At 63.4% G+C, this 17,944-nt stretch carries 16 protein-coding genes; 13 read left to right on the top strand and 3 right to left on the bottom strand.

The features are described from left to right. Nucleotides 1–30 precede the first annotated feature (30 nt). Nucleotides 31–675: a TetR-like C-terminal domain-containing protein gene (locus NH396_RS16425; protein ID WP_176678101.1), complete on the top strand. Its 645-nt coding sequence runs from the start codon at nucleotides 31–33 to the stop codon at nucleotides 673–675. Then, nucleotides 672–2,564: an MFS transporter gene (locus NH396_RS16420; protein WP_253064969.1), complete on the top strand. Its 1,893-nt coding sequence runs from the start codon at nucleotides 672–674 to the stop codon at nucleotides 2,562–2,564. Before NH396_RS16425 ends, NH396_RS16420 begins: the two co-directional genes overlap by 4 nt. Nucleotides 2,565–2,710: 146 nt before the next feature. On the opposite strand, the gene NH396_RS16415 is transcribed toward NH396_RS16420, so the two are convergent. The 3 genes from NH396_RS16415 to ccsA all read right to left on the bottom strand — a co-directional run bounded on the left by NH396_RS16415 (nucleotide 2,711) and on the right by ccsA (nucleotide 6,391). Next, nucleotides 2,711–3,967, bottom strand: coding sequence for a multidrug effflux MFS transporter (locus NH396_RS16415; protein WP_253064967.1), 1,257 nt, complete (start codon nucleotides 3,965–3,967; stop codon nucleotides 2,711–2,713). A gap of 249 nt (nucleotides 3,968–4,216) precedes the next feature. Beyond that, the gene (locus tag NH396_RS16410) at nucleotides 4,217–5,494 is read right to left on the bottom strand and encodes an HlyC/CorC family transporter (RefSeq protein ID WP_176678098.1); all 1,278 of its coding nucleotides are present in this window, start codon (nucleotides 5,492–5,494) and stop codon (nucleotides 4,217–4,219) included. A 99-nt stretch (nucleotides 5,495–5,593) separates the two neighbouring features. Beyond that, the gene (ccsA, locus tag NH396_RS16405) at nucleotides 5,594–6,391 is read right to left on the bottom strand and encodes a cytochrome c biogenesis protein CcsA (RefSeq protein WP_253064965.1); all 798 of its coding nucleotides are present in this window, start codon (nucleotides 6,389–6,391) and stop codon (nucleotides 5,594–5,596) included. A gap of 384 nt (nucleotides 6,392–6,775) precedes the next feature. Between ccsA and ffh the strand changes: the two genes are divergently transcribed. The 11 genes from ffh to NH396_RS16350 all read left to right on the top strand — a co-directional run bounded on the left by ffh (nucleotide 6,776) and on the right by NH396_RS16350 (nucleotide 17,748). Continuing rightward, complete coding sequence (ffh, locus tag NH396_RS16400) at nucleotides 6,776–8,230, top strand: signal recognition particle protein (protein ID WP_253064964.1); 1,455 nt, start codon at nucleotides 6,776–6,778, stop codon at nucleotides 8,228–8,230. A 223-nt stretch (nucleotides 8,231–8,453) separates the two neighbouring features. Then, nucleotides 8,454–8,705, top strand: a complete 252-nt coding sequence (gene rpsP, locus NH396_RS16395) for a 30S ribosomal protein S16 (RefSeq protein ID WP_175090724.1) — start codon at nucleotides 8,454–8,456, stop codon at nucleotides 8,703–8,705. 7 nt (nucleotides 8,706–8,712) lie between these two features. Further along, complete coding sequence (gene rimM / locus NH396_RS16390) at nucleotides 8,713–9,279, top strand: ribosome maturation factor RimM (protein WP_253064963.1); 567 nt, start codon at nucleotides 8,713–8,715, stop codon at nucleotides 9,277–9,279. A 25-nt stretch (nucleotides 9,280–9,304) separates the two neighbouring features. Beyond that, nucleotides 9,305–10,057, top strand: a complete 753-nt coding sequence (gene trmD / locus NH396_RS16385) for a tRNA (guanosine(37)-N1)-methyltransferase TrmD (RefSeq protein ID WP_175090722.1) — start codon at nucleotides 9,305–9,307, stop codon at nucleotides 10,055–10,057. A 196-nt stretch (nucleotides 10,058–10,253) separates the two neighbouring features. Next, the gene (rplS, locus tag NH396_RS16380; RefSeq protein WP_176678095.1) at nucleotides 10,254–10,610 is read left to right on the top strand and encodes a 50S ribosomal protein L19; all 357 of its coding nucleotides are present in this window, start codon (nucleotides 10,254–10,256) and stop codon (nucleotides 10,608–10,610) included. Nucleotides 10,611–10,880: 270 nt separating this feature from the next. After that, nucleotides 10,881–11,786 (top strand): site-specific tyrosine recombinase XerD, encoded by a 906-nt coding sequence (xerD, locus tag NH396_RS16375; RefSeq protein WP_176678496.1) that lies wholly within the window; start codon nucleotides 10,881–10,883, stop codon nucleotides 11,784–11,786. 39 nt (nucleotides 11,787–11,825) lie between these two features. Beyond that, a complete protein-coding gene (locus NH396_RS16370; RefSeq protein ID WP_176678094.1) occupies nucleotides 11,826–12,596 on the top strand; it encodes a DsbC family protein in 771 nt (256 codons plus the stop codon). 190 nt (nucleotides 12,597–12,786) lie between these two features. Then, nucleotides 12,787–14,103 (top strand): homoserine dehydrogenase, encoded by a 1,317-nt coding sequence (locus NH396_RS16365; protein WP_166017814.1) that lies wholly within the window; start codon nucleotides 12,787–12,789, stop codon nucleotides 14,101–14,103. 115 nt (nucleotides 14,104–14,218) lie between these two features. Next, nucleotides 14,219–15,610, top strand: a complete 1,392-nt coding sequence (gene thrC / locus NH396_RS16360; RefSeq protein ID WP_176678093.1) for a threonine synthase — start codon at nucleotides 14,219–14,221, stop codon at nucleotides 15,608–15,610. A 159-nt stretch (nucleotides 15,611–15,769) separates the two neighbouring features. Next, on the top strand, nucleotides 15,770–17,575 hold the full coding sequence (locus NH396_RS16355; RefSeq protein WP_253064977.1) for a DHHA1 domain-containing protein: 1,806 nt from the start codon (nucleotides 15,770–15,772) through the stop codon (nucleotides 17,573–17,575). After that, nucleotides 17,572–17,748, top strand: coding sequence for a hypothetical protein (locus NH396_RS16350; protein WP_253064962.1), 177 nt, complete (start codon nucleotides 17,572–17,574; stop codon nucleotides 17,746–17,748). The genes NH396_RS16355 and NH396_RS16350 overlap by 4 nt, the downstream gene beginning before the upstream one ends. Nucleotides 17,749–17,944 lie beyond the last annotated feature (196 nt).

The raw sequence follows: 17,944 nt of genomic DNA, 5'->3' as shown, positions 1-17,944 counted from the left end.
GTAACGCATCTCAAGCATCAGAGGAATTCGATGGCCCGTCCACGTCAGCATGCACCGGAAGCGCTGCATGCGCGGGTAATGGAGACCTGCGATGAATGGCTCAAAGAGCAGCCCGTTCACGCCCTGTCTCTGCGCAACCTGGCTCGCGAAGTCGGTTGTGCGCCCAGCACCCTGCTCAAGCTCTACGGCAGCTTTGGCAACCTGCTCCAGCACGTCAATCTGGCGACGCTGGACAGGCTGCGCGATGCGATAGCCGGACAGGAGACGCCGAGTCCTTCGGAGCGCCTCAAGGCTTTGGCGCGCGCCTACTGGGGCTTCGCCCAGCGCGACCCTTATCGCTGGCAGCTGCTGTTTGACTTCCCGCTCGCCCAGGAAGGGGAGCTGGACCAGCGTCAGAACGCGATGATCGAAGGGCTGTTCGAGCGTGTGGAGGGGGCTTTGGTCGAGTACGCCCCACACGTCGAGTCCGTCGAGGCCAAGCGCATGGCGCGCACGCTGTGGGGTAGCGTGCACGGTCTGGTACAGCTGGGCATGAACGAGCGTCTGGGGCTCTGGCAGGGGCAGCCACTGGAAGTGACGGAGCTTCTCGATCAGTTGCTGGACACCATGTTGGCAGGGCTCAAGGTACGCAGCGAGGCTGCGTGTGCGGGGGATGCCACGGAAGCTGGCAAATGAGTCGAGAACTGCTCCGGCGACCCCGTTTTGCGCCCTTCTTCTGGACCCAGGCCCTCGGGGCCTTCAATGACAATCTGTTCAAGAACGCCTTGCTGCTGCTGATGACCTTCGTGGTCATCGAGCAGCGGGGCTGGGACACCGGCATCGTCAACAACCTGGCGGCCGGGCTTTTCATCCTGCCTTTTCTGCTGTTCTCCGCCTGGGGCGGCCTGTTGGCTGACCGCCTCGACAAGCAGCGCCTGATCGTGCGACTCAAGTGGCTGGAGCTGGCCACCATGAGCGTGGCGGCCGGCGCCTTGATCTTCGAAGCCTGGGAGTTGCTGCTGGCGCTGCTGTTCATGATGGGCACCCAGTCGGCGCTCTTCGGCCCGGTCAAGTACGCCATCCTGCCCCAGCATCTCAAGCCGGATGAGCTGGTCAGCGGCAATGCCTGGGTCGAGCTGGGCACCTTTCTCGCCATCCTGATCGGCACCCTTGCCGCCGCGGCCTTGATGGCACTGGGCGGCGAGCTGGCACGCTGGGCGCTCTCCGCGTCGCTGGTTTCCTTGTCCCTGCTGGGCGTGATGGCGGCCGGCAAGATTCCGCCGGCACCCTCCGCTTCGCCCGGCCCCGTGCCGTGGCGGCCGCTCTCCGGCAGCATCGCGGTGATGCGTGAAGGGCTGAGCAACCGCCGGCTACGCTGGGCGCTGCTGGGCATCAGTGCCTTCTGGTTCCTCGGCGCCAGCTATCTGACGCAATTGCCGGCCTATGCGCGCGATATCGTGCATGGGGCCGAAGGGGCGACCTCTGCCTTGCTGGCGGCCTTTGCCATCGGTATCGGGTTGGGGTCGCTGGCCTGTGAGCGTGTCTCGCGCGGGCGCCTCGAGACGGGACTGGTGCCCTTCGGCGCGCTGATCATCTTCGCTGGCGGGCTGGATCTTGCCCTGCGCCCGGTACTGGCCGAGGCACAGATGGCCACGCCCTTGATCGAGCTGCTGGGCATCGCCGGTTTCTGGCGCATGTGGCTGGATCTCGGCGTCATCGGCTTCGGTGGTGGCCTCTATATCGTGCCGCTTTACACCCTACTGCAGATCCGCAGTCCTGAAGATCACCGCGCGCGCATGATCGCCGCCAACAACGTGCTCAATGCCCTGCTGATGGTGCTATCGGCCGGTGCTGGCATTCTGGTGCTGGGCGTGATGGGGCGCGATATTCCGGATTTCCTGCTGTTGCTGTCCCTGATCAGCGGACTGATCGCAGTGGTCTGCATGCTGCGTGACCCGCGCCCCTTCCTGCGCCTCAATATCTTCATCCTCATCCACCTGATGTATCGCCTGCACCTCAAGGGGCGCTGGCGTATACCGGCGGAAGGGTCGGCGCTGGTGGTGTGCAATCACGTCAGCTTCATGGATGCGCTGATTCTGGGCGGGGCCAGTCCTCGTCCGCTGCGTTTCCTGATGGATGCCGAGATCTATCACTCGCCGTGGCTGAAGTGGTTCTTCCGCATCGCCGGGGCGATTCCGGTGGATTCCTCACGCAAGGACCCGGCAGGGGTGCGCCGCTCGCTGGAAGAAGTCGGCAAGGCGCTGCGCGAGGGAGAAGTCGTGATGATCTTCCCCGAGGGCAAGCTGACGCGTGACGGGGAGGTCGGCCGCTTCCGGCGCGGGCTGGAGTTGATTCTGGCGCGTGACCCGGTACCGGTGATTCCGATGGCGCTGGGCGGACTGTGGGGGTCCTGGTTCTCCCACGGCGGCGGGCCTGCCTTCGCCAAGTTCCCGCGGCGTCTGCGCGGGCGGGTAGAGCTGTGCGTAGGACGTACCTTCGACCCTGTCGGCACCAAGGCGGTGGAGCTCGAGGAAGCGGTGCGTGACCTGCATCGCAAGGCGACACGCCTGGCAGGCAATCGGTGACAGGATGAAGCGGCCTCGCTCCTCGTGTTCAGCCGTCACCCCGGTTGGTGAGAGCCAGCCCTGCCCTTGAAGACAAGACGCCGCCCGTGATCTCACGGGCGGCGTCTTTTTGCGTGTGCCTCATCCAGGGCGGCCGGTGGGCTTACTCAAGCAGACGTGGTGGCGCCACTGCGGGCACTGGGCTGATTGGACGGGGCGGTATGGCGTGTGATCCAGAAGCCGATGCTGCCGATCAGGCAGGCTGTCAGCATCACCAGGGGCACCGGCAGCATGTCAGTGCCGTTCAGCCACAGGCTGGCAATGGCACCATAGAGCCCGCCGCCCAGGAAGAGCGTGGTGCCCGAGATGGCATTGGCGACACCGTGACCGCGGGCGAACAGCGACTGGTAGTCAGCCATCACGTTTGGGGTGATCATGGCGCCTGCGCCAAGTACCACCAGCATGCCGGGAATCATGGTGGCGGCGCTGATCATGCTGTTCAGGCCCAGTCCCAGCAGCCAGCAGATGCCTGTCAGCTGGACACCCAGGGCCAGCTTGACCAGGGTGCGCATGCGCAAGTGCTTGAGGCCGACATGATTGAGACGATTGCCGACGAACATCGCCACCACGTTGGCACCGAAAGCCAGCGCGAACTGCGGCGGTGTCATCCCGAGCAGCCCCTGATACAGATAGCTGGCATTGGTGATGAAGGTGAACATGATGCCGGGGCCGCACAGGATCAGCATCAGATGGCCGGGCACGCCACACGTGGAGAGGATGTCACGATAGCTACGCAGCACATTGCGGGGCTTGAAGGGCGTGCGTTCGCTGGCTGGGTGGGTTTCCGGCAGCCAGCGGTGGATGATCAGGCCGACCAGCAGTCCGTAGACTCCCAGCGCGAAGAAGATCGTCGTCCAGTGGCTCAGCGAGATCACCAGGGCCCCGAGAGACGGGGCGATCAACGGCGCGGTCATCAACACCATGGTGACGTTGGTCATCAGGCGAGCGGCGTCCTTGCCGGTCGCGACATCCCTCACCACGGTACGTGAGACGCCGCCTGTCATGCCGGTGGCGATGCCCTGCAGCACTCGCCAGATCAGCAGCCAGTGGAAGTCGCGAGTCAGTGCGCAGCCCAGGCCGGCGACGAGGAACAGCACGAAGCCGCTCAGGGCCACCGGACGACGCCCCAGGCTGTCGGACAGCGGACCGCCGCCCAGCTGCCCCATCGCGTAGCCGAAGAAGAACATGGTGATGGTCAGGCCGATACGGTGCTCGTCCACGCCGAAGTCGCCTGCCATGGACGGCATGGCAGGCAGATAGGCGTCGATGGCCAGAGGGGCGAGGGCGACCATCAACGCCAGCATCAGCGTGAAGCGGGCGGGGTGGTGCTGCAGTGCAATCGTCGAAGGGGAGGCAGAGGTCATGTCGGCCCTTTGTGCAGGTGGTGGGCGTGGCGGAAAGACGGTCGGCGGATTCAGTGGCGGTGATCGTGAGTCAACAGGCCGGATGTCACCGTGTTCGTCGCGGCGCAGGCAGAGGATAACGCGTGTCTTCGCCATTGGCCGCTTCACGGCATGCAACACGGCATTGCAGCGAGCTGGAACGTGAAGAGCCCGCCGGGTGGCGGGCTCTTTTTTGGCATCACGTCGTGATGCCGAGGGGCAATGAGGGCATCAGGTGCGTGTGGTGCGGGCCGCCTGCCAGCAGCGTGCCGAAGTGATCTGGTTGTCCTTCACCTGCTGGATCTCGATGCGCGTGGTGCCGATGGCGAGACTGGCCGGGGCATCCGGGAAGGATTCCAGGTGTTCCAGAATCAGGCCGTTGAGCGTCTTGGGACCGTCAGTCGGCAGCTGCCAGCCGATGGCCTTGTTGATCTCGCGGATGTTGGCGGTGCCTTCGATCACGTAGCTGCCGTTGTCCTGCGGGTGGATCTCCTGATGCGTACCGGCGACATCGGTGGTGAACTCGCCGACGATCTCCTCGAGGATGTCCTCCAATGTCGCCAGCCCCTGCACATCGCCATACTCGTCGACCACGATGCCGATGCGGCGCTTCTGCTTCTGGAAGTTGAGCAGCTGGGTATGCAGCGGCGTGGATTCCGGGATGAAGTAGGGCTCGCGGGCTTCCTGGATGATGGAGGCCTTGGTGACCTCGTCCAGCGACAGGAAGCGCGCCGCGTTGCGCAGGTGCAGGATGCCGATGATGTTGTTGATGTCGCCCTTGTAGACCGGCACCCGCGTGTGCTGACTGGCGCGGATATGGCTGAGGATGATGTCGAGGTCATCGTCCAGGTCGATGCCGAAGATCTCCTGACGCGGCACCATGATGTCATCGACAGTGACGTTCTCGAGATCGAGAATCGACAGCAGCATGCCCTGGTGGCGACGCGGGATCATGCTGCCGGCTTCGTGGACCACGGTGCGCAGCTCGTCACGGGTCAGGCTGTCGGCGCCGCCGCTGACATCGCGCACGCCGAACAGGCGCAGCAGGCCATTGGAGATGCCATTGACCAGCCAGACCAGCGGGTAGAGCAGCTTGAGCAACGGTTCCAGCACCAGCGAGGCCGGATAGGCGATGCGCTCCGGGTTCACGGCGGCCATGGTCTTGGGCGTCACTTCGGCAAAGATCAGCACCACGATGGTCAGCACGGCGGTCGAGACGGCCGGGCCTGAGACATCACCGAAATAATGGATCGCGATGATGGTCGCCAGCGAGGCGGCAAGGTTGTTGACGAAGTTGTTGCCGATCAGGATGACGCCGATCAGGCGGTCCGGACGGGAAAGCAGGCGGGTAACACGCTTGGCGCCGCGCTCACCGCCCTTGGCACGGTGACTGAGACGGTAGCGGTTGATCGACATCATGCCGGTCTCGGAACTCGAGAAGAAAGCAGACAGGATGATCAGGATGACCAGTAGGCCGAACAGCAGCCCCAACGGGGTGTCGTCGCTCAAGAGTGAAGGGTCCTCGGTGGCGGATTTAGGCGCATGATACTGACACGCTCGCTGCAATGCATCAGGCGCAGCGAGCGATCTCTGTCGGGGTGGCAGGGCTTAGTGGGAAAATACCACTTGCAGCACGAACTTGGTGCCGAAGAAGGCCAGCGCCAGTACCAGGCAGCCGCCCAGTGTCCAGCGTGCGGCACGCTGGCCGCGCCAGCCCAGCACGTGATGCCCGAACAGCAGCACGGCGAAGATGATCCAGGCGCCGAGGCTGAGCACCGTCTTGTGAGCCAGATGCTGGGCGAACATGTTGTCCAGATAGATGGTGCCGCTGATGATCGATACGCTGAGCAGGATCATGCCGGCCCAGATCAGCTCGAACAGCGCACGCTCCATGCTGGTCAGTGCTGGCAGCACCTGGACGATGCCGCGGGTATGTCGCTTCTTGAGCGCATGCTGTTGCAGTGACAGCAGCCCGGCCTGCATGGCCGCGATGCTGAAGAAGGCCAACGCCGCCACCGAGGTGAAGATGTGGGCGACCAGGCCGGGGGAGAGCGGGTTCTCGGTGGTGGCGCTCGGCAGGTTCATCACGCCGAGCACGCAGGCGGCGGCGACCGGGAACAGCGCCGCGCCCCCGGCGATCACCGGCTTGAACAGGCTGGCGGTCACCAGCAGCAGGCAGATGGCCCAGCTGACCAGCGAAGCGCTCTCGAACAGTCCGAGGTGCAGCGCACCACCGTGGTTGAGCGTGACCCAGACGATGACGGCATGGCAGGCGATGGCGACCAGCGCCAGACTGCGCACCAGTCGCGTGCGTTCTGGAACGCGGCGTGTCAGGGTGAGGCCCTGCCAGAGGCCGGCGCCGAGATAGAAGATGATGGCCAGAAAGGCAAAAGGCAGAGCCTGCATGTGCTGTTGTCCAGGTGCCGGAGGGAAGCGGGAGATCAGGCCTCGCATGAGACGCTGTCTATCTGCAGAGACTATACCGAATGCGCCGCCGGGATTGCATCCACTCGCGGTGCCCCGGCGCGTGCTCTCACGGGCGGTGAGGCCTGCGCGGCGACAGACTCCGCATTGCATGACGATTGTCGGCACCGTCTCCTGCAGGCATGTCATTGCCAGGATGGCGACTTGCAAGCCTTGCATGCATGGAGACGCGGCCGCCCTGTGCGTATAATGCGCGACAGGATAACCATTCACGCGCTGGGGCGTCATGCCGTGCGCCGGTCACGAGGTGGCTTACGCCCTCGTCCCCGCAGCGCGGTCCCCAGACGTCCCTAGCCGGAGAGGCCCATGTTTCAAAGTTTGAGTGATCGCCTGTCGCATACGCTGAAGTCGATTACCGGCCAGGCCAAGCTGACGGAAGACAATATCAAGGACACCCTGCGCGAAGTGCGCAAGGCGTTGCTTGAAGCCGATGTCGCGCTGCCGGTGGTCAAGGCCTTCATCGAGCGAGTGCGCGAACGTGCCGTCGGTCAGGAAGTGTCCAAGAGCCTGTCGCCGGGCCAGCAGTTCGTCAAGATCGTCCAGCAGGAGCTGGAAGCGATCATGGGCGAAGCCAATGAAGGCCTGACGCTCAAGGGCAGTCCGGCCGTCATTCTGATGGCAGGCCTGCAGGGTGCGGGCAAGACGACCACCGTCGCCAAGCTGGCACGCTACCTGCGCGAGCGCGAGAAGAAGAAAGTGCTGGTGGTCTCGGCGGACGTCTATCGTCCGGCCGCCATCGACCAGCTGGAAACGCTGGCCAAGGAAGTCGGGGTCGATTTCTTCCCCTCCGACTCCTCCCAGCAGCCGGTGGCCATCGCCGAGGCGGCGATGAAGCACGCGCGTATCCAGTTCCACGACGTGGTGCTGGTCGATACCGCCGGTCGTCTGCATGTCGATGCCGACATGATGGACGAGATCGCCGCCCTGCACCGCAGTGTCAATCCCGACGAGACGCTGTTCGTCGTCGATGCGATGACCGGTCAGGATGCCGCCAACACCGCCAAGGCCTTCCACGAAGCCTTGCCGCTGACCGGTGTCGTGCTGACCAAGGCCGACGGTGATGCGCGTGGCGGTGCGGCCCTGTCCGTGCGTCACATCACCGGCAAGCCGATCAAGTTCATGGGCATGGGGGAGAAGATCGACGCCCTCGAGCCCTTCCACCCGGACCGTATCGCCTCGCGCATCCTCGGCATGGGCGACATGCTGTCGCTGATCGAGGAAGCCGAGCGCACCGTCGACAAGAGCAAGGCCGAGCAGCTGGCCAGCAAGGTCAAGAAAGGCCAAGGCTTCGATCTCGAGGACTTCCGTGATCAGCTGCAGCAGCTCAAGAACATGGGTGGCATGGGTAGCCTGATGTCCAAGCTGCCGGGCATGGGGCAGCTGGCGGAAGTCGCCCAGAGCCAGGCCAGCGAGAAGGAGCTGGGCAAGCTGGAGGCGATGATCAACTCCATGACGCCCAAGGAGCGCCGCAACCCGGACCTCATCAATGGGTCGCGCAAGCGCCGCATCTGCATGGGTTCCGGTACGCAGGTGCCGGACCTCAACCGTCTGCTCAAGCAGCACAAGCAGATGGCCAAGATGATGAAGAAGGCCGGCAAGAAAGGTGGCATGCAGAAGATGATGCGTGGCATGTCCGGCATGATGGGCGGTGGCGGTGGTCCTGGCGGCCCCGGCGGTATGGGTGGCATGGGTGGCCCCGGCGGTATGGGTGGCATGGGCGGCCCCGGCGGCATGGGCGGCGGACGCTTCCCGCGTCGCTGATTGCTGACCCGAGGCCCGATGCAGCGCTGATGAGACAAGGGTGCTGACACCAGGAATTGCGCTCCGTGGCACGTCCCGTGTCGCGGAGCGTGTGTATGGCCTTGGAAAAAGGTTTCCAAGGCTTGCCAATTTCCGTAGAATATCGCCTCTTCGTGTGGACCCTCCACGCGAAGACGAGTTCTGTGGCACGATTTTCACTTCAACACGAAGGACAGATTACGCAATGGTTACCATTCGTCTGGCACGTGGTGGCGCCAAGAAGCGTCCCTTCTACCACCTGGCTGTAGCTGACTCCCGCACAGCCCGTGATGGCCGCTTCATCGAGCGCGTCGGCTTCTTCAACCCGGTCGCTCGCGGCCAGGAAGAGCGTCTGCGCGTCGATCTCGAGCGCATCGCTCACTGGCAGCAGCAGGGCGCACAGGTCTCTGACCGTGTCGCTCAGCTGATCAAGGAAGCTGGCAAGCAGCAGGCTTGATTCCAGGATGCCTACTCCACCGAACAATCCGCAGCCGACCGCAGCGTCATCGCATGACGATGATGTGGTGGTAATGGGGAAGCTTACCAGCCCCTATGGCGTCAAAGGCTGGCTCAAGGTGTATTCCTATACCAGCCCGATTGACGGCATCTTCGATTACGCTGGCTGGATGCTGAAGCTGGACGGGAAGCAGATTTCCGCCCGCCTCGCTCAGGCACGTCGCCATGGCAAGGGCCTGGTGGCACAGCTCGAAGGTATCGACAGTCGCGAAGCCGCACAGGAGCTGGCCGGGGCGGAGATTCTCCTGCCCAAGCAGCACCTGCCGCAGCTGGAAGCCGGTGAGTACTATTGGCATCAACTGGAAGGTCTCGAGGTGGTAACGCTGGATGGCCAGCGCCTCGGGAAAGTGAGCACCCTGATGGAAACCGGTGCAAACGACGTTCTGGTGATAAAGCCGAACGACGACAGCATCGATGAGAAGGAACGGCTCGTGCCGTACCTTCCCGATCAGGTGGTTCGCGATGTGGATCTCACCAATGGGCGCATGAGCGTCGACTGGGATCCCGAATTCTGATGTTAAGCACAGAGAGCTGACGCCTGTGTGGATTGGTGTAGTGAGTCTGTTTCCGGAAATGTTCACGGCGATTACCGCCAGTGGCGTGACCGGCCGAGCGGTCGACAAGGGTCTGCTCGAGGTCGATTTCTGGAATCCTCGCGACTACGCCACCGACAGGCACCGTACGGTCGATGATCGTCCCTACGGCGGTGGTCCCGGCATGTTGATGAAGGTCGAGACCCTGCGAGGCGCCATTCGTGACGCCCGCGCCGCTGGTGGTGACGACGCCCGCGTGATCTATCTTTCCCCGCAAGGCCGCAAGCTGGATCAGGCCGGTGCCCGCGAACTGGCGACGAATGAGCGCCTGATCGTGGTGGCCGGACGCTATGAAGGCATTGACGAACGCGTGGTGGAAGAGGAGATCGATGAGGAGTGGTCGATCGGCGATTACGTCCTGTCTGGCGGGGAACTGCCGGCCATGGTCCTGATCGATACGGTAGCGCGCCTGGTGCCGGGCGTACTCGGGCATGAAGCCAGCGCGGAGGAGGATTCCTTCACCGATGGCCTGCTCGATTGTCCGCACTATACCCGCCCTGAAGTCATCGACGGCAAGCGGGTGCCGGATGTTCTGCTCAGTGGCAATCATGCCCTGATCAAGCGCTGGCGGTTGCAGCAGTCTCTGGGACGTACCTGGCTCAGGCGTCCGGATTTGCTGGAGAGTCGCACGTTGACTCGTGAGGAGCGCAAGCTGCTCGACGAGTTCATCGCGCAGCACGCCCGGAAAGGCAAGGCCTGACCGCTGCGAACCGAAGGTTTGCTGTCAGGAGAAGGCCGCCACCGTGGCGGAGGTGCGGCACGGCCCGGAGTCATCTTGCGGGAGTTCCGTGGCGCGTCACACACAAGGTCGATCCCCGTGTTCAAGGCCGTTTGCGGTGCCGGGGTCATGACGAACATCAATCTCGGGATTGATGCTAACGAATTTGGAGCTAGCGATGAGCAGCAAGAATAAACTGATCCAGGCGATCGAAAACGAGCAGATGGCCAAGGAAGTCCCGGCCTTTGCACCGGGCGACACCATCGTCGTCCAGGTCAAGGTTGTCGAAGGTACTCGCGAGCGTCTGCAGGCCTTCGAAGGCGTGGTGATCGGCAAGCGTAACCGCGGTCTGAACTCCGCCTTCACCGTCCGCAAGGTCTCCCACGGTGTGGGCGTCGAGCGTACCTTCCAGACTTACAGCCCGCAGGTTGCCACTATCGACGTCAAGCGTCGTGGTGACGTCCGTCAGGCCAAGCTGTACTACCTCCGTGAGCGTAGCGGCAAGTCTGCACGCATCAAGGAAAAGCTGGGCTAAGCGCTCCGCATTCCCTGACTGCAGAACTCGGCAGTACTGCGGGGGAGCGAATTGCCACTTGCTTCTCCGTCAAACGAAGACCCCGCCATGCGATGCATGGCGGGGTCTTCGTGTGTGTGCGCCAGAGAAATCCGGTGTGACTTGCAGCGGGTTCATTTCATCGTCAGGGCATCACGGTAGAATCGAGGCTCACGCAGGCCAGGTGCCGCGGTACATGACGGCCAAGGCGAGCGCGGATGGCGCGTCATTCAGGACGGGGAAGCGGGAATGATGGACGACGATGCGTTGGTCGAGGCATTTCTCGATACGTTGTGGCTAGAGCGGGGTGCCAGTGACAATACGCTCGGCGCCTATCGCAGTGATCTCACGGCCTGGCGGCGCTGGTTGGCCGATCAGGCGGAGACGGGCGCTGACACGGTGCCCTTGCTGAGCGTGGCACCGCAGCAGGTGCAGGCCTTCTGTGACTCGCGACGTGAGTCGCATGCGCTGCGCTCCACGGCGCGTCTGCTGTCGGCATTGCGGCGCTTCTATCGCTGGGCGCTGGCCGAAGGCATGATCGAGGCGGACCCGCTGCATGAGGTGCGCCTGCCGCGCGTGATTCCCAGCCTGCCGGGCACGCTGGATGAGGAGGAGGTCGAGCGCCTGCTGGAGGCGCCGGATCTCGAGACGCCCATCGGGCTGCGCGACCGCACCATGCTCGAAGTGCTCTATGGAGCGGGCCTGCGCATCAGCGAGCTGGTCAACCTGAGTGTCGATGCGCTCAATCTGCGCCAGGGCGTCGTGCGTGTCAGCGGCAAGGGCGATCGTGAGCGGCTGGTGCCGCTGGGCGAGGAGGCCTGTGACTGGTTGTCACGCTGGCTGTCCGTTGGCCGACCTGCGATGATGGCCGACCAGACGCGTCCGGCACTGTTTCCCGGCCGACACGACAAGGCCATGACGCGACAGACTTTCTGGCATCGCATCCGGCGTCACGCCGTGACTGCGGCCATCAGCAAGCCTCTGTCACCGCATACGCTGCGCCATGCCTTCGCCACGCACCTGCTCAATCACGGTGCCAATCTGCGCGTCGTGCAGCTGTTGCTGGGACATCGTGATCTTTCCACGACCCAGATCTATACCCATGTGGCCCAGGCGCGTCTGGAGCGTCTGCATGCCGAACATCATCCGCGTGGCTGAGTGTCCTTCCCTCTGCGCGCGGACGCCAAGGAGTGTTTGATGAGCAAGTCTTTCCGTCGTCCGCAGGCCCTGTCTCGTGCGATCCGCCTCTTGAGCGCCGGCGCCATGCTGTCGCTGGTGGCGCCATTGGCCCAGGCTGATGCGCTGGATGATCTGCGTGACAAGCTCGTCGTCAATGGCCAGCCGCTGCCGGTCGAATCACTGGCCTCAAGCCCCATCGACGGCCTCTATGAGGTGCGCCTGACCAGTGGCGAGAGCTTCTTTACCGATATCGCCGGCAAGCATCTGATCGTGGGTGAGATGTACCGCAATGATGGCGACAAGGGGCTGGTCAATCTCAGCGAGCAGAAGGCCAATGGCGAGCGTCTCAAGCTGCTGGCCGAGGTCAGTGAAGATGATATGGTCATCTTCCCCCCGGCGGGTGAGGTCAAGGCGGTGATCAATGTCTTCACCGATACCACCTGCCCGTATTGCCGCAAGCTGCACCAGGAAGTGCCGGAGCTCAATGCGCGTGGCATCGAAGTGCGCTATCTGGCCTTCCCGCGCGGTGGCATGCGCTCGCAGGGTGCGCGTGAACTGGCGCAGGTGTGGTGTGCGGACAACCCCACCGAGGCGATGAACCAGATCAAGAATGAAGGCGAAGTGCCCAAGCAGGCGGCCAGCTGCGATGCGCCGGTGCAAAGCCAGTATCAGCTGGGCACACGCATGGGGGTGCAGGGTACCCCGGCCATCGTGATGCCGGATGGCCAGATGGTGCCGGGCTACCTGCCGGTGGAGCGTCTTGCCACCATGCTGGGGATCGATGACTGAGCCACACGAATCACCTGAACCACAGGCGACAAGGCTGCGCGTTGACAGGGCGTCCTGCCTTGCTACCGTGGTCACGACAGACGTACGTGCAGGATGTCTGGATAATAGACCGACGTGAGATCGGCAAGGCCGTCGCTGACAGTGGCGCGGCCCTCAAGGCTGGATACCGTAACAAGAGAGGAAAGCGACGTTGAAACCGGTGAAAGTAGGAATCTGTGGTCTAGGGACCGTAGGCGGCGGCACTTATAACGTGCTGATTCGCAATGCCGATGAGATTGCGCGTCGTGCTGGACGCCCGATCATCGTCGAACAGGTCGGCGCACGACGCGACAATCCTGACTGCGATATCACCGGCGTCAGCCGCACGCACGACATCTTCGAGGTCGCGCGCAATCCCGAGATCGACGTGCTGGTCGAGCTGATCGGCGGCTACGATGTCGCCTATCAGCTGGTGATGGAAGCCATCGCCAACGGCAAGCATGTCGTGACCGCCAACAAGGCGCTGATCGCCGTCCACGGCAACGAGATCTTCCGTGCCGCGGCCGAGAAGGGCGTGATGGTGGCCTTCGAAGCCGCAGTGGCCGGTGGCATTCCCGTCATCAAGTCGCTGCGTGAAGGTCTGGGTGCCAACCGCATCCAGTGGCTGGCCGGCATCATCAACGGCACCGGCAACTTCATCCTCAGCGCTATGCGTGATGAAGGTCGCAGCTTCGAGGACGTGCTGGCCGAGGCTCAGGCGCTGGGCTATGCCGAAGCCGATCCGACCTTCGATGTCGAAGGCATCGATGCCGCTCACAAGCTGACCATCCTGGCCTCGATCGCCTTCGGCGTGCCGCTGCAGTTCGACAAGGCCTACACCGAAGGCATCTCGCGCATCACCGCCGAGGACATCGAGCAGGCCGATAACCTGGGCTACATCATCAAGCATCTGGGCATCACCCGCGCCACGGCCAAGGGCCTCGAGCTGCGCGTGCATCCGACGCTGATTCCCAAGGAGCGTCTGCTGGCCAACGTGCATGGCGTCAAGAATGCCATCGAGGTGATGGGCGACGCTGTCGGTCCGACTCTTTACTACGGCGCCGGCGCCGGCGCCGAGCCGACGGCCTCTGCCGTGGTCGCGGATCTGCTCGACGTGGCGCGCGATATCGCCACCGACCACCGCTACCGCGTGCCGTATCTGGCCTTCGCCGAGATCAATCAGCACGGCGACACCCTGCCGATACTACCGATGGAAGAGATAGAGACGGCCTGTTATCTGCGTCTGCACGCAGTGGACCGCCCGGGCGTGTTGGCGCGTGTTGCGTCGATTCTCTCCGAGCAGGGCATCTCCATCGAAGCGATCATCCAGAAGGAAGCCACCGAAGGAGAGCTGGTGCCGATCATTCTGCTCACGCACCGTGCGCGAGAACTGCACATGAACGAAGCGATTCGTCAGCTGGAAGCGCTGGTGGATGTCGCCGGTTCCGTGGTGCGCATTCGTGTCGAGGATCTCGACGACAACGCCTGATCGCGGGCAAACGGGGCGGGGCTTTCGACGCTGATGGCACCGCCCTGCTGGGCAGCCGGCTCAGGCCGGAAGAGCAAGAATCATAACGGTGGCAAGAGCCACGGGAAGACACGACATGCGTTATATCTCCACGCGCGGCCAGGCGCCGGTGCTCGGTTTTGAAGATGTGGTCCTCACGGGGCTTGCCAGCGATGGCGGCCTGTACGTGCCGGAAACCCTGCCGCAGTTCAGCGCCGAAGAGCTGACGGCGATGGCCGGTGAGTCCTACGCGGAAATCGCCTTCCGTGTCATGAAGCCCTTCGTCGATGGCGCCATCGATGACGAGACCTTCCGTGACATCGTGCGCGAGACCTACGCGACCTTCAGTCACGATGCCGTCGTGCCGCTCAATCAGCTCGACAGCAACCATTACCTGCTGGAGCTGTTCCACGGCCCGACGCTGGCCTTCAAGGATGTCGCGCTGCAGCTGCTGGGGCGCCTGCTGGATCACTTCCTTGCCAAGCGCGGCGAGCGTGCGGTGATCATGGGCGCGACCTCCGGTGATACCGGCTCCGCCGCCATCGAAGGCTGTCGTGCCTGCGATCATGTGGATATCTTCATTCTGCATCCGCACAACCGTGTCTCCGAAGTGCAGCGCCGCCAGATGACCTCCGTGCTGGCGCCCAACGTCTTCAACATCGCCATTGAAGGCAACTTCGATGATGCCCAGGCGATGGTGAAAGCCAGCTTCGCCGATCAGGACTTCCTGAACGGCACGCGTCTGGTCGCGGTCAACTCGATCAACTGGGCGCGTATCATGGCTCAGACCGTCTACTATGTGGCCGCCGGTGTGGCACTGGGCGCTCCGGCGCGTCAGGTCAGCTTCACGGTGCCGTCGGCCAACTTCGGCAACATCTTTGCCGGCTATCTGGCCTCGCGCATGGGGTTGCCGGTGCGCCAGCTGGTGATCGCCACCAACGCCAACGACATCCTGCATCGCACCATCTCCTCCAATGACTTCTCGCGTCAGGAGCTGAAGGCGACGCTGGCGCCGTCGATGGATATCGTGGTGTCCTCCAACTTCGAGCGTCTGCTGTTCGAGGCGTATGACCGCGATGGTCAGGCGATCCGTGAGCTGCTCGAGCACTTCTCGCGGGAACCGGCAGCACTGGCGGATGCCCCGCTGGCGAAGCTGCGTGAGCTGTTCTCCAGTCACAGTGTCGATGACGAGACGATCCTCGAGGTTATCCGTGAGGCGCACCATCGCACCGGCGAGATTCTCGATCCGCATACGGCAACCGGTTATCGTGCGGCTGAGGTCTGCCGCACCGATAGCGCGACGCCGATGATCACGCTGGCGACGGCGCATCCGGCCAAGTTTGCCGAAGCCGTGGCGCGTGCCGGCTTTGCTGGCGTCGATCTGCCGCCGCATCTGCATGACCTGTTGGAGCGCGAGGAGCGTTACAGCGTACTGCCGGCGGAGTTGGCGGCAGTGCAGGCCTTCGTGCGCGAGAATCGCCGCGGGTGATTGCAACAACTGCCGGTTGGCCCGCTCGGGGTGATCGGCAGTCATCTTTTCATGGCCGTCATGTCTGCAGTCCGCTGCCGAGATGACGGCCATGTCGTTTGTCAGGAGTTCCTCATGTCTGTCACTTCCCCCGTGTCGCCCCCATTCTCGCAAGACTCCATGAGCGGTCCGGACGAGCGCATGCTCGCGGCCAGCATTGCGCGGGTCATTCAGCCGCGCGTGCGTGACGAGCGTCTCTATCAACAGGGCATCGCGACCGGGCTCAGCGAATTGCAGGCACGTGTGCTGGCAGGGCGTCTGACGCCGGAGAACTGCAAGGCGCCCCTGGAGGCGCTGGTCACGCCGGCGCTCCGGCATATCGAGCATCCCGAACAGCTGGCCGATGGCCGGCGCGCGGCAGAGCGCATCGCGCGCGCCGTCGCCGAGGGTGAGCATATCGGCATCCTCACCGACTATGATGTGGACGGCATCACCTCGCATGTGGTGATGCTGCGCTCCCTGACCGAATTGTTCGACGTGCCTTACGACCGCGTGCACAGTCTGATCGGCCATCGCATCCATGATGGTTATGGGATCAGTCTGCCGCTGGTCGAGCGCATCATGACGCTGTCGCCGCGCCCGTCATTGATCGTGACCGCGGACTGCGGCTCCAGTGATGAGGCGCGTCTGGCGTTGCTCAAGGAGGCGGGGATAGATGTCGTGGTGACGGATCACCATGCGTTGCCTCAGGAAGGGCCGCCGGCTTCCGCCTACGCGACCATCAATCCGACACGCGATGACTGCGCCTATCCCGACGCGACCATTGCCGGCTGCATGGTCGCCTGGCTGACCATGTCACTGACCCGTAACGTCTTGATCGAACAGGGCAGGTTGTCGAGCGATGCCCCCAAGTTGTCGCCGTGGCTGTCGTATGTGGCGCTGGGGACGGTGGCGGACTGTGTGTCACTGGGGGGCAGTGCGATCAATCGTGCGGTCGTCAATCTGGGCCTCACGCTGATCAACCGCATGCAGGAACCCTGCTGGCGCGCGATGGCAGAGCGGCTCGGGGCGGATAGCGTGCCCTTCAATGCCGAGACGCTGGCCTTCCAGATGGGGCCGCGTATCAATGCCCGCTCGCGTCTGGATGACCCGTACGCCGCGCTGCATTTCATGTTGGCGCGGGAAGATGGTGCAGCGCAGCGTGCACTGGAAGTGCTCGACCAGGACAACCAGTCACGCAAGGCGATCGAGGCCGAGATGGTGGAGTCGGCGCGTGCCCTGGCGCTCACCTCCTTGCGAGAAGGGCATCAGGTGATCGTGGTCCACCTGGAGGAGGGGCATCCCGGGGTGCAGGGTATTGTCGCTTCGCGTATCGTGCAGCAGTTCGGACGACCGACCGTCGTGCTGACACCAGCCGCGGTGCCCGGCATGTTGACGGGCTCCGGACGCTCCATCGAAGGATTGCACCTGCGGGATGCGCTGCAGCGTGCACACGATCTCGCGCCGCAGTGCCTGCCGCGTTTCGGTGGGCATCGCGGCGCCGCCGGCGTGGGCTTGCCGCTGACGGAAAAGGATGCCTTCACTCGTGCCCTGCAACAGGCAGCCGCGGAGCAGTTGGGGGAGAGGGCGCTCAATCCCTTGATTCTCAGCGATGGTGAACTGGTGGAAGGGCAGTTGAGTCTGGAGACGTTGGATGAGCTCGAGCGCCTGGCGCCCTTCGGGCGTGAGTTCGAGGCGCCTCTCTTCGAGGGCAGCTTCCTGGTCGAGAGCCTCAGGCCGGTAGGTGCTGATGGCACGCACCTGTCATTGGAGCTCTCGCTCGGGCGTACACGCCTCAAGGCGATCTGGTTTCGTGCGCTGTCGCCGGGGGAGTCGCCGGCATTCGGCGTCGGGGCCTCTCTGAAGTGTGCTTACAAGCTGTCGCGCAATCGCTGGCGGGGGAGAGAGTCACTGCAGTTGATGCTGGAGCACGCAGTGCCTGCATGAGTTTGTTTGAATTGCCAGCGATATCTGGCCAAAAAGCCCTTGCCCTCACGCCGGTTCGTGCGTATAGTACGCATCCGCTGCCGGGGGCGCATGGCGTTGCCAGCGGTGAAAGAGGTTTGCAGGTGATTGATTTGCTTGATGTTTTTGAAGTCCGCTTCGATATCATCGATTGACAATCCCGGGCGATTCGCTAGAATGCGCCGCACTCCTTGTGGAACAGGTGATCGAGCAACGCTCCTCATCGCTTGATGATGCTTAGAGGCAGTCGACTGACTCATCATCAAGTGCTTGACTTCTCAAGCGTTCCGGGTAGAATATGCCTCCTCGCTTCACAGCGACGCTCTTTAAAAATTTGATCAGGTAATTCGT

Source organism: Cobetia sp. Dlab-2-AX (assembly GCF_024124625.1).
In the GTDB taxonomy this organism is placed as follows: Bacteria; Pseudomonadota; Gammaproteobacteria; order Pseudomonadales; family Halomonadaceae; genus Cobetia.
Note: the sequence above shows the minus strand (reverse complement) of the source record. Positions and strands in the feature narration are given on the sequence as shown.